This window comes from Ulvibacter litoralis, from assembly GCF_900102055.1.
GTDB lineage: Bacteria > Bacteroidota > Bacteroidia > Flavobacteriales > Flavobacteriaceae > Ulvibacter > Ulvibacter litoralis.
In genome coordinates, this window is the sequence record NZ_FNBA01000014.1 from 1 (window position 1) to 10,140 (window position 10,140).

A 10,140-nucleotide genomic window follows, 5' to 3' on the forward strand; every position below is an offset into this window, starting at 1 on the left:
GAAGGACGTAAGAATGACTGACTTAATATTTAGCATAAAGCTGTTCGGATTCGATTCGGTAGAATCAGAATCCGAGCTATTTTTAGTAACGGGTTAGTATAATAATCGTTGCGTTTGGTGCAGCGCGTTGCTGGCAGCAGCGACAAGTTTAGACTTCTCTTCTTAGTTCCAAATTCCTCGGAGCTGCGTGAGACTCAGACAGGCAAACTTTACGATTTTATCAGAAACCAATATAGTCAAATATTTGCAATGAATATACTTCTAGTTACCTCAAGAGCAATGATTAGTATACGTTGTTACCATTAGAAGCGAGACACGAACCAAATGATCTGTTCCAGGACTTCAGTTTAGATTCACAGGTTTAAGGAAGAATCGTTAAAATCAGAGTAAGTAAAATAGTTTTTGTAGAAACGTGAATGTCCTATAAGTCGAAAATTTGAATCAAAGGTTTCAATCGGAAAGACGATAGAATGACCGACTTTGTTCTTAGCAGTGACTTGCTCGGAAAAAAATCCGAAGATTTTCTTTCCGAGCTATTTATGGTAACGGGTTTGTATAATAATTGTAGCGTTTGGCGCAGCGCGATGCTGGCAGCGGCGACACCTTTAGAGTTACTTGTTTAGTTCCGATTATTCGGAGCTGCGTGAGACTCAGAAAGGCAAGCTAGTTCATATTGTTCCGATAACTAAAGTAGTAATTTTTGAGTACTAAACACGAAGTAATTATGGAAAAGCTATGATTATTGATACATTGTTACTACAAGTAGCGAGACACGAACCAAATGATTTGTCTCGGAATTACACTTTAGGTTCAGAGGTTTTTCGAATAAGCATTAAAATCAGAAGGGTAGAAGGAGTTCAATTTTGAAACTTGAATATCTTATGAGTTGAAAATTCAAAATCAGCTTTTTTCAATCGGAAGGACGTGAGAATGACCGACTTTGTTCTTAGCAGTAATCTGCTCGGAAAAAAATCCGAAGATTTTCTTTCCGAGCTATTTTTAGTAACGGGTTTGTATAATAATCGTTGCGTTTGGCGCAGCGCGATGCTGGCAGCGGCGACGAGTTCAAACTTCGCTTCTTAGTTCCAATTATTCAGAGCCGCGTGAGACTCAGAAAGGCAAGCTAGTTCGTGTTGTTCCGATAACTAAAGTAGTAATTTTTGAGTACTAAACACGAAGTAATTATGGAAAAGCTATGATTATTGATACATTGTTACTACAAGTAGCGAGACACGAACCAAATGATTTGTCTCGGAATTACACTTTAGGTTCAGAGGTTTTTCGAATAAGCGTTAAAATCAGAAGGGTAGAAGGAGTTCAATTTTGAAACTTGAATATCTTATAAGTTGAAAATTCAAAATCAGCTTTTTTCAATCGGAAGGACGTTAGAATGACCGACTTCGTTCTTAGCAGAGACTTGCTCGGAAAAAAATCCGAAGATTTTCTTTCCGAGCTATTTTTAGTAACGGGTTTGTATAATAATTGTAGCGCTAGGCGCAGTGTGCGGCTTGAAGCGGCGACACCTTTTCAGTTCCTTATTTAGTTCCGATTATTCGGAGCTGCGTGAGACTCAGAAGAACAAGCGTTACGTATTGTTCCGATAACTAAAGTAGTAATTTTTGAGTACTAAACACGAAGTAATTATGTAAAAGCTATGATTAGTATACATTGTTGCCATTTTTGGCGAGACACGAACCTAATGATTTGTCCAGGATTATATTGTTCAGTTACAGGTTTTTCGGAAAAGCGTTGAAGTCAAAAGAGTAGAGGAAGTTCCGTTTAGAAACTTTAATTTCTTATAAATTGAAAGTTTTAAATAAAACTTTCAGTCAGAAGGACGTAAGAATGACCAACTTGTTTCTTAGCAGAAAGCTGTTCGGATTCGATTCGTAAGAATCAGAATCCGAGCGATTGATGGCAACGGGTTTGTATAACGATTGTTGCGTTTGGCGCAGCGTGCTGAGGGCAGCAGCGACAAGTTCAGACTTCTCTTCTTAGTTCCAAACTATTCAGAGCTGTGTGAGACTCAGAAGGGCAAGCGTAACGTTATTTTTCAGTAACCAATATAGCTAAATATTTGTAGAAATTATTGTGAAATTCCCACAAGAGCAATGATTGGTATACAGTGTTGCCCATAGTTATTTTTCCACAAGGCTTTTAAGTTTTTGAAATTCAGTCCAATTCGAACCGCTGTCGTCATACGTTATTTTTAGACGACGGAATGTATGTTCATCGTCTTCATCATCGTCGGTTTTTTTGAAATCCAATATAGCCGAATAACTTCTTCCAGCGTGAAAAGGAACATAGTATTCTAAACTTTTCGCCATTAATTTCTCAAGATATTCTTGAAAGTTCGGCACTTTACTTTCATCAACAAAATAGGTCTCACTTTTCAGAATTTTAGGTTTCGCGTAATTAGTGTCTTGACAACTCTTATCATAAACGGTTATTATTGCGCTCAACTTTTTATCAATTCTTATAAGTTCAATCGTTTCTTCGTGACCGCCAAACTCTCCGCAATCATCAAAATATCCAGTTAAAATTAAAGTATATCTTTCCGAAATCGAACCGAAAGGATGTTGCTCAATCATTTTTCGATATTCGCTTTTCGGAAATCTTTTTTGAGAAAAAACTTGAAAACTGACAAACAAGATTAATAAAAGGCAAATGTGTTTTTTCATAATTATGGGCAACGGGTTTGTATATTGCTCGTTGCGCGTGGCGAAGTGTGAGGCTTGAAGCGACGACACGTTCATTTTTCTAGTTTAGTTCCCAATTCGACTTCGTCGCGTGAGACTCAGCAAGACAAGCGTAACGTAATTTTCGTATGACTAATATAGTTAATTAATTGTTGGGAGTTTTCTATTAGTTCAAAAGTAAGCGATGGGGAATATGCGGTGTTGTGTACTGTGTTTTTTCATTTAATTCGTTCATTCCAAATTTTCCCAGCCACTAATTCCATCCTTCTTTAGTAATAGTAATAAGTATATTATTATAAAGCCTAAAAATCCTAGGGCCGCAAATAAAATTCCGTTACCGTTTACTAAATTATATATCATTATTGATAGACTTGTAATTAAGAGTCCGTAGAATGCCCATTTTTTCCAATTCAAAATCATTATTGTAAACGTAATATCTAATAGTCCAATAATCATAAGAAAAACATTGTCAAAATTAGGATCTGAGAATACAGTTTGAAAATCACTTTTTAATAAATAAATTCCAATACTTAAAGTCAGGTATAAATATATTGTCAAAATGATATTTCTCTTTTGGAAGTTTTCTTGACTTATTAATATCATAATTTAATTCAAATGTTTAGGGATTCTTGGAACATTGTACACAACGGTTATGTATAACGATTGTTGCGTTTGGCGCAGCGCGATGAGGGCAGCAGCGACATGTTCAAATTTCACTTCTTAGTTCCAAATTATTCAGAGCTGCGTGAGACTCAGAAGGGCAAGCTTTACGTTATTTTTCAGAAACCAATATAGCTAATTATTTGTAGAAATTATTGTGAAATTACCGCAAGAGCCATAATTGTTATACGTTGTTGTACCTAGTTTTTTTTCCATTCAAAATCTAATACGTCACGCAATCTATTCAGACTATCTTTTGATAAAAACTTAAAAGCAAGTCCGATAAAAACATATCTAATCATTAATATTTGTCCAATCATAACTAAAATCAGAATTGGTGAAAATTCTTGAGCTTTACTCCAAATTATCGCAATCATTCCGATTACAGGAAAACAAAGAAAAACACTCAATAAAATTCTAAAAACTTTATGTATTTCGACTTTCACGTTTCCGCTATCAGAGTTGATTTTTCCAGTCATAACACAAAAAGCTCCTTTTCCGATTACAGAAGAGATTACTTTAAATTCATTTCCGTTTATCATTCCGCGAAAAGATTTGTCGGTATATTGAGAAGTCAGATTTTCAGACTTTTCCGTTCTCCGATTCAATCTATTCAGCGTTTCTGCTTGGTCATCAATTAGCTTAAATTCCTTTTCTTTGGTTGGGAAAATGTTCATTTCTTAAATTAGGTACAACGGGTTTGTATAATAATTGTAGCGCTTGGCGCAGCGTGCGGCTTGAAGCGGCGACATCTTTTCAGTTTCTTATTTAGTTCCAATTATTCGGAGCTGCGTGAGACTCAGAAAGGCAAGCGTTACGTTATTTTTCAGAAACCAATATAGTTAAATATTTGCAATCAATTTGCTCCTAGTTTCGCAAGAGCTATGATTAATATACGTTGTTGCCATTAGTACTTTTGCGTATTGTACTTTTTAATTCTTCAACCGAATAAGCTGGCTTTTGCTTATGTAACATAGCATGACAATTCGGACAAACAGGAATTAAGTCAGTTATAGGATTCACTGAGTATTCTTTTCCGATTGTTGAAATATCAATTATATGATGAACGTGAATAAAATTTCGACCTAATTCTCCAAATTTTTTCTGAAAATTAAAATTACAGACTTGGCAATTTAGTCCGAAATGTTCAATGCATTCCTGCCTAGCCAACTGATTTCTTTCGTAACTGTTTACTTTAACTTGTCTTGTTTTTCCTTCCGAATATTTTTTATCATCCTCAACTTCATCTGGAAATATAGTTTCGGCAAAATCGTCTTTTACCAATTCATAGTATTTCTCATAAATTTCTCTACCTTTTTTCACGGATGAACCTGATGTATCCTCGTAATATTCGATATGTTGATAAAGAGCCAGTAAAGCCGTTTTTAATACGCCTTTTCCATTTTCTTTAAGAATACGTTCGAGATAATAATCCGTGGCGTAAGCATTAATGGTTCTTGTATAAAGTATTCCTTGAAGTAATTTTGAATACGCATAAATGTAATCAAGTCCAGAACTTCTTTTCAGACCAGTTTTGGCTAAGGTGTCTGCTCCTTGAGAACTAGTTATTTCTTTTAGATACACCTTTTTTGCAATTTCAAAAGCTATATGGATTTGTTTCTTCGTGTTTTTTCCCATTCAATTTTGTGGTGTCAGTATTAATGGCAACGGGTTTGTATAATAATTGTAGCGCTTGGCGCAGTGTGCGGCTTGAAGCGGCGACACCTTTTCAGTTCCTTATTTAGTTCCAATTATTCGGAGCTGCGTGAGACTCAGAAAGGCAAGCGTAACGTTATTTTTCAGAAACCAATATAGTTAAATATTTGCAATCAATTTGCTTCTAGTTTCGCAAGAGCTATGATTTATTATACGGTGTTACCTGCAGTCTTTTATTCAGTTTTCACATAATTCGACAATACTAATACATAAAACATCTCATCAATATTTTCTATATTTTCAGGTAAGAAATGCATAAATTCAATATTTGTGTTATCTATTTTTCTGATGTTTAAAAAGTTGGAACTATATGTTAAGGATTCAATTTGTTCTTTAGGCAAAATTTTCAATAAAGCCTTGTCTTTTATTTGACATTGAGGTTCGTTATAATTTAAGATTAATTCGCCTTTGCTTATTTCCCATTTTCCACTTATAATCTCTTCATTATCTAAAATATTAAATATTCCGTCATTTGTTAATTCAATTTTCTCAAATACTTGCAAGTTGTAAGGTTTTCCATTCGATGTTTTAATGCTATTCAAATTCCAACGTCCGATTATTTCTTTACTAATTAATAAACTGTCCTTTTTAGTTAACAATTCTATTTTTTTATCTTCTAATAAATGAATATTAATGGAATCTAAATTTTTAGACATTTCGCTTTTTAATAGAACTTTGCCTTTTGGGTTTATGGAATCATAAACTACAATTATGTCCTCTGGACTTACTTGACCAAATCCAAATGTACAAGTTAGCATTATTAATAAAGTGATTAGTTTCTGTATCATTCGTTGCGTTTTGATTGCAGGTAACGGGTTTGTATAATAATTGTTGCGTTTGGCGCAGCGCGATGCTGGCAGCGGCGACGAGTTCAAACTTCACTTCTTAGTTCCAATTATTCAAAGCCGCGTGAGACTCAGAAGGGCAAGCTTTACGTTATTTTTCAGAAACCAATATAGTTAAATATTTGTAGAAATTATCAAATAATTACCGCAAGAGCAATGATTGGTATACGTTGTTGTGCTTTAGTGCTTAACTTCAACATCGACTTTTACTTTTCCGTCTTTACCTTTTGTTGTAGTTCTTTTCGTGTCAGGTTTTAAATTCCCTTTCAAAACTTTTTTTACATCATTTTTTAATTTCTCAAAGTCAATGTCTTCTTTGTAAGTGTAAGAGTATAAAGTTCCACTTACTTCTTCTGTTGCTGTTTCAAGTTGTTTATCCATAACATAATCGAAATTCTCATTATTTCCGTGAAACATTAAAACGTGTAATCTGTATAATTGGTCTTTATCTGAACCATCTGGGTTTGTACTATAGACATAATAAACGACTTTAGTAAAACTGCTAGAAAATCGGTCTTTTGGTAATTCAGCGTACCATTCATAACCCCAAATATTTTTGTCTTCGAATTTAAAAAAGTCAAAATTAAAGTTTTCGTCAATTCCTTCTGGAAGTTGATTTTTTTCTTTTGCTTCGTACATTTTTTCTTTCCATTTTTTACCTTCTTCGAAATTGTCTAAGCCATAATTTGCAACCATTACATTTTTAACCATAAAGAATTTTCGTTTAGCAAACTCTTCATCAAATATTTCTATACCTTTTTCAATTCCGTCTAGTGCTTCTTTTGCAAATTCAAGGGATTCCTCAAATTTTTCCTGAAATCGATAAGTTTCCTGTAAATGCGTTGCGGTTGCAACTTTGTACCAAAGAGCATATTCATACAAAGTGTCGTTTTTTGTAAGGTTCTTTTCTAATTCCTTAAATTTCACAAAAGCAGTATCAATTTCATTAGTTTGTAAAAGGATTTCCGCTTTTTGATATTCGTTTAGATAATCGTTTTGACCAAATCCAATAATTGGAATTAGTAATAAAATCAGAATGTTTATTTTTTTCATTGATGTTCGTTTCGGCATTAAGCACAACGGGTTTGTATAATAATTGTAGCGCTTGGCGCAGTGTGCGGCTTGAAGCGGCGACACCTTTTCAATTCTCTATTTAGATCAAATTATTCAGAGCCGCGTGAGAATCAGAAGAACAAGCGTTACGTATTTTTCCGATAACTAAAGTAGTAATTTTTAAGTACTAAATAAGCTGTAATTATAGAAAAGCTATGATTATTTTGCGTTGTTATGGGGTGTTTTTATAACAATGAATATCCTAATATTATAGAAAATGTTTTATAATCAGAATTCCAAGGAGAAACATCTTTTAAAACTTCTCTATTTGATTGATACCTCGCTTCTAAACTATATTTATCATAAAATTTATATCCCATGCCAAATGCTAGGTTTCCAACAGTTTTAAGTTCTGTTACACTGAAATCGGAAGTTGCAGATGTTTTTGTTTCTAATTTTGATTTAGAACTTAAATCAAAGACATAAGAAACATTAATAAATATTTTAGAATAATCATTTAAAAGAAAATAGTGTCTCAGACCTACTGGTATTTCAATGGAAATATAATCAATCTTTGCCGTTAACTCTCCTCCAAATATTGTGCTTACATTATAAATTGTTTTTTCAGACTTGAAATTTTGATAAGTTGGCTCAACCACGAAAGACCATTTGTTTTTATTAAAAGGTAAAATAACTTCGGCCTCTAATCCAAATCCAAATCCAATTTTATTGTCAAATTCTATGATATCCTTAGAATTAAAATTTTCGTTTCTTATTGTTAAAGAAGAACTATTAAAGCGAGGTCTGAGTGTTAAATTGAAAAAATCTCGTTTTTGAATTGGTTCTAAATAAATTAAATCCACTTTGTGACATGCGCTATATTCTTTGAAAATTCTGATTAGGTCATTTTTGTGATAGTCTAGCTTTTTGATTTTTTTAATGTTAATATTATCACATGTTAAATTAACCAACAATTGTTGTCGAAAGTGATTATTCTCAGAAATCTTGTTTTCAACGGTTTTATAACTCTTGTATACTAATTGTTCAATACTTTGATCTTCTTTATTGTAAAAAAATCTTGTTAAGCTATTATCGATATATTGATATAAATTAGTTCTACCTTCAAGTAATACTTTTAAAAAAAGTTCTTCTTCCTTATAATCTGGGTTTCTGTTATTACTTAACTTGTCAATAATCGGACTTGACCTATCAATATTTACTTTGACTCTTATGAATTTTGAGTCATTATCAACTCCAAATTCTTTAACCGACTTTATAGTAGCAATTTTAATTTTGTCATTTTCAGATAGTTTATAACTAAATTCAGTTGGGTTGTTATTCCAATCAAAGCTCTTAATTAGACAGCTGAACTTTTGATTCATGTTATCAATAAAGTAACCTTGTTGAAAAGAATTTTGTGAGTAGCATTTTAAACTTAAAATAATTATTAAGAGGAGTAAAAAGTACTTTTTCATATTATTTAGTTTATTCTTTAAATTCTGGGGAATTAAGTTTAAATACCCCATAACGGGTTAGTATAAGCATTGTGGCGTTTGGCGCAGCGCGCTGCTGGCAGTAGCGACACCTTTAGAGTTGTTTGTTTAGTTCCAATTATACGGAGCTACGTGAGACTCAGAAAGGCAAGTTTATACGTTCTTTTCCGAGAACCAATTTAGTTAATTATTTGTTGCGAACATAATTCTAGTTGTAGAGAAGCCATTTTGCTTATGCGTTGTTACTTTTTGGAGCGAGACACAATCCAAATGATTTGTCTAGGAATTATATTTTTCGGTTACAGGTTTTTCGGAAAAGCATTGAAATCAAAAGAGTAGAGGAAGTTCTATTTAGAAGCGTAATTGACTTAAAAGTTGAATTTTCAAATCGAAATTTTCAGATAGAAGTTTTCAGCCGAGAAGCCGAGAGAATGACCGACTTCGTTCTTAGCAGAGACTTGCTCGGAAAAAAATCCGAAGATTTTCTTTCCGAGCTATTAAAAGTAACGGGTTAGTATAACGATTGTTGCGTTTGGCGCAGCGCGTTGAGGGCAGCAGCGACAAGTTCAAACTTCACTTCTTAGTTCCAAATTCAACAGAGCTGCGTGAGACTCAGAAGGGCAAGCGTTATGTTATTTTCAGTAACCAATATAGTTAAATATTAGCTGAGAATATCAAATAATTACCATAAGAGCCATAATCGTTATACGGTGTTAGCTAAAGCCATTTCCAAACTTGTCTATTAAGTCGAAAGGGAATTTATGGACAGTCAGTTGCATACCTAACTCAGTTTTATTGCTTTCGGAAAGAATCACCAACGTATCTTGATTTCTGTATGGTCGAGAGAAATTATCAAGATATTTTAAAGCATTCATAAATTTCTCTTGATAAAGTAAATTTATTTCTTCCGATAGTTTTTCAACAGCTTGAAAATGGTCATTCAGTATTGGATTGATATTAAATTTTTCGTCCATTTTCTCTAAATCGCTTTTAACTGCTGATTTCCATTTTTTTTTGTCCTCTAACAAATAATCTCTTTCAAACTGAAATGCAATCTCCACAAATTTCGGCTGCTTGCTCAATGCAAAATCTGTTACAGCGATTCCACTATGCTGACAATAATCTCGCAGTTCACAAATGAAACGATATGCAAATATATTATCAAACATTTTATTAGTCATAAGCTTAAAGTCAATGTAGTCTTGTGATTTAATACCAAAACGGTGTTTTATTTTTCTTCCGCAATGGTCTGTAAACATTCTAAATGAACTCAAATAATTAAATAATAAGCGATTAATTTCAACCTTCAAAAAAGTATATTTATCGTTGCCTATATTCATAGGGTCTTCACAATCACTTAGGATTTCGTTAATATCTTCTGTTTGAAAGTCAAATATTTCATGAAAGTTTAGTTTATGGATAAGAAATAGATCCATTAAATGATGAGTTTCATCAACAACTTGTTTTGATTGTTCATATGCTAAAAACTCTTCCTCACTAATATCTTTTATGTGGGAGACATTAGGTGGAATCGCAGAGTTGTCTATAATTGCTAAGTATCTTTTCAATGGTTTTTGCTAACGGTTTGCGTATATTGATTGTGGCGTTTGGCTTGCCGTGCGGCTTGAAGCAACCAAGTTACCATTATTTGTTTAGTTACGATTATTCGAGGTT

General features: G+C 33.2%; 8 protein-coding genes. All 8 read right to left on the bottom strand.

Annotated elements, in window-relative coordinates; all coding sequences use genetic code 11:
* Positions 1-2,138 precede the first annotated feature (2,138 nt).
* The 8 genes from BLQ00_RS16670 to BLQ00_RS16710 all read right to left on the bottom strand — a co-directional run bounded on the left by BLQ00_RS16670 (position 2,139) and on the right by BLQ00_RS16710 (position 10,034).
* Positions 2,139-2,681, bottom strand: coding sequence for a hypothetical protein (locus tag BLQ00_RS16670; protein ID WP_093145456.1), 543 nt, complete (start codon positions 2,679-2,681; stop codon positions 2,139-2,141).
* Between the two features lie 249 nt (positions 2,682-2,930).
* Complete coding sequence (locus tag BLQ00_RS17490) at positions 2,931-3,155, bottom strand: hypothetical protein (RefSeq protein WP_139149446.1); 225 nt, start codon at positions 3,153-3,155, stop codon at positions 2,931-2,933.
* 404 nt (positions 3,156-3,559) lie between these two features.
* Positions 3,560-4,036: a hypothetical protein gene (locus tag BLQ00_RS16680; protein ID WP_093145458.1), complete on the bottom strand. Its 477-nt coding sequence runs from the start codon at positions 4,034-4,036 to the stop codon at positions 3,560-3,562.
* A 211-nt stretch (positions 4,037-4,247) separates the two neighbouring features.
* Positions 4,248-4,997: an HNH endonuclease gene (locus BLQ00_RS16685; protein ID WP_093145459.1), complete on the bottom strand. Its 750-nt coding sequence runs from the start codon at positions 4,995-4,997 to the stop codon at positions 4,248-4,250.
* Between the two features lie 251 nt (positions 4,998-5,248).
* Entirely contained in the window at positions 5,249-5,863 is a 615-nt protein-coding gene (locus BLQ00_RS16690) for a hypothetical protein (RefSeq protein ID WP_139149447.1), read from the bottom strand.
* Between the two features lie 237 nt (positions 5,864-6,100).
* The gene (locus BLQ00_RS16695) at positions 6,101-6,973 is read right to left on the bottom strand and encodes a hypothetical protein (RefSeq protein ID WP_093145461.1); all 873 of its coding nucleotides are present in this window, start codon (positions 6,971-6,973) and stop codon (positions 6,101-6,103) included.
* Between the two features lie 245 nt (positions 6,974-7,218).
* Positions 7,219-8,448, bottom strand: a complete 1,230-nt coding sequence (locus tag BLQ00_RS16700; protein ID WP_093145462.1) for a porin family protein — start codon at positions 8,446-8,448, stop codon at positions 7,219-7,221.
* 731 nt (positions 8,449-9,179) lie between these two features.
* The gene (locus BLQ00_RS16710; protein WP_093145464.1) at positions 9,180-10,034 is read right to left on the bottom strand and encodes a hypothetical protein; all 855 of its coding nucleotides are present in this window, start codon (positions 10,032-10,034) and stop codon (positions 9,180-9,182) included.
* Positions 10,035-10,140: the final 106 nt, after the last annotated feature.